This is a genomic window from Frigoribacterium sp. CFBP 13605, from assembly GCF_014839405.1.
GTDB lineage: Bacteria > Actinomycetota > Actinomycetes > Actinomycetales > Microbacteriaceae > Frigoribacterium.
Map to the genome: position 1 here is coordinate 1 of NZ_JACYNS010000184.1, position 2,340 is coordinate 2,340.

Below are 2,340 nucleotides of genomic sequence, written 5' to 3' on the forward strand. Positions count from 1 at the left end.
GACTCGTGCGCGGGCGCGCGGCGGACCCGTCCGTGGGTGGGCGGCGGAGGGGCGGGCGGTCAGGCGGGGCGGGCGAGGGTGCCCGCGGCGGCACCGATCAGCTGGACGGCCTTGCGGCGGCCCGTGTCGGTGCCGAGCGTGGCCTGTCCGCCGGCGTGGGCGAGCAGCTGCGACGCGACGCCCGGCGCGAGCCGGTCGGCCAGGCCGGGCAGGCGTTCGACCCAGGCGCGCGTCACGTCGTCGGCGAGGCGTTCGCAGGCCCGGGCCTCGGCCTCGTCGCCGTTGCCCCGGTGCCACTGTCCCGTCACGACCAGATGGGCGACGAGGGCCGCCGCGTCGCGCGCCGGGTGCCCGAGCCCCGCGGTGTCGACGTCGAGCAGACCGGTGACCCGCCACGGCTCGGACGGGTGCACGAAGAGCTGCTCGAGGTGCAGGTCGCCGTGGATCACGGCGAGGGCGTCCGAGGCGGATGAGGCGCGGCGCCGGTCGATCTCGTCGTAGAGGCCGTCGATCTCGGTCGCCCGGTCGGGCAGCGCGGCGCGCAGCGTCGAGCGGTGCCAGGCTCCGTGGTCGAGGGCGTCGGACTGCGCCCGCGCCACCACGTCGACGCGGGCGATGCGCGTGCCGAGGTCGACCATCTGCTCGACGAACCGCGGGTCGTCGACGAGCTCGACGACGCGCTGCCCGGCCGGCACCCCCGGGACGCGTTCGAGGACGAGCAGGCCGTCCGCCCGCGAGGCGAGCACGGCGGGCACCGGCAGCCCCTGCGCCCGGAACGCCTCGTGCAGGGCGACGATCGGTGCCACCCGGTCGGGGCGGACCACCTTGAGGAAGACGGTGGTCTCGGCGGCATCGAGTCGGATGACGGCGCGCTTGCCGGGTCGGTACGCCGCGACGCTCAGCCGCGGTTCGGTGACGACGACGCCGAGCGCCGCGAGCGCGTCGGCCACCCGGTCGGGATACGTGGCCCCGGCGAGCGCCGGCAGCATCGGGTCGGCCGGGTAGGCCCAGACGGCGAGCGGCTGACCGGTGGTCGGGTCGCGGGTGAGCACCGAGGACTCGTCGGCGGCCCGGGTGTCGGTGTCGATGAACGTCAGCACGGTCGAGGTCGCGCCGACCGGGTCGACCGTGTCGACCTCGTAGCCGTAGAGGAACCCGGCGCCCGAGGGCTCGACCGAGTGGGGTCGGAAGGCGACGACGGTCAGCCCCGAGTTCGCGAACGCGGCGGGGAGCACCTCGGCGGAGTTGGGCCACACGAGGACGCAGTCAACCAGCAGCCGGACCGATCGGTGGGGAGGCGCGGGCGGGGTGACCGTTTCGTGACCTGTCGCGACGTCGCGACGCGGGCGGCGCCTCCCCGTCTACCCTGGAGGGCGTGAAGGTCGTCTCGCGCATCCGGCAGACGAAGCGCACGCCCCTGCTCCAGGTGGTGAAGACGAGCGTCGCGGTGATGGCGGCCTGGTTCGCCTCGGTGGCCCTGTTGCAGCAGCCCCTGCCGATCTTCGCCGCGATCGCGGCCCTGCTCGTGGTGCTGCCGAGCGTCAACCAGTCGTTCGTGCGCGGCCTCGAGCGCAGCGTCGGCGTCATCGCCGGCGTGCTCATCGCCTTCGCGGCCGGCCAGCTGTTCGGCGACGCGACCTGGATCGTGCTGGCGATCGTCGTGGTGAGCCTGCTCGTGGCCTGGGCCTTCCGGCTCACGCCGAGCTCGGCGAACCAGGTGCCGATCTCGGCGATGCTCGTGTTGGCGATCGGCGCCCAGACCCCCGACTACGCGCTCGACCGGGTGCTCGAGACGATCATCGGTGCGGCCATCGCGCTCGCGATCAACGCGTTGATCGTGCCTCCCGTCGCCCTCGCCCCCGCGCACCTCGCCGTCGGACGGCTCGCGCGCGACATCGCGTCCGTGCTCGACGAGACCGCCGCCGTGCTCGACGAACCGGTCGACGGGTCGCGGCTCGCCACGGGCCTGACCAGGGCCCGCGAGCTCAGGGTGGCCCAGGCCCGGGCGGTCGACGCGGTCACCGCGGGCGAGGAGAGCCTCCAGCTCAACCCCCGTGCGAGCCGCAACCGCAGCGTCCTCGAGGCCGACGCGGCGCTGCTGCGGCGCCTCACCGTGCTCGTCAACCGGGTGGTCGGCATGGTGCGGTCGGTCCACGACAACTACGACCCCGGGCTGTCCGACGACCCCGTGGTGCAGAGCATCGCCGAAGACCTCCGACGAGCCGCCCACGACGTGCGCCTGCTGGCGCGGACCACCGAGGAGGCGCTGCCGGCCGGGCGCGCCTCCCGCCTCCCCGACGCCACCGGCGGTCCCGCGACGGGCACCGGGCACGACGACGG

Annotated in this window: 2 protein-coding genes; one reads left to right on the plus strand and one right to left on the minus strand. The window is 75.1% G+C overall.

Annotation, left to right across the window (positions count from 1 at the left end):
- Positions 1-59 precede the first annotated feature (59 nt).
- Positions 60-1,256 carry a phosphotransferase family protein gene (locus tag IFT36_RS15805; RefSeq protein WP_123571814.1) on the minus strand — a complete coding sequence of 399 codons (1,197 nt, stop codon included), beginning with the start codon at positions 1,254-1,256 and terminating at the stop codon, positions 60-62.
- A gap of 119 nt (positions 1,257-1,375) precedes the next feature.
- Here IFT36_RS15805 and IFT36_RS15810 point away from each other — a divergent pair.
- On the plus strand, positions 1,376-2,340 hold a 965-nt coding region (locus IFT36_RS15810; protein WP_200413636.1), incomplete at its 3' end, for an FUSC family protein.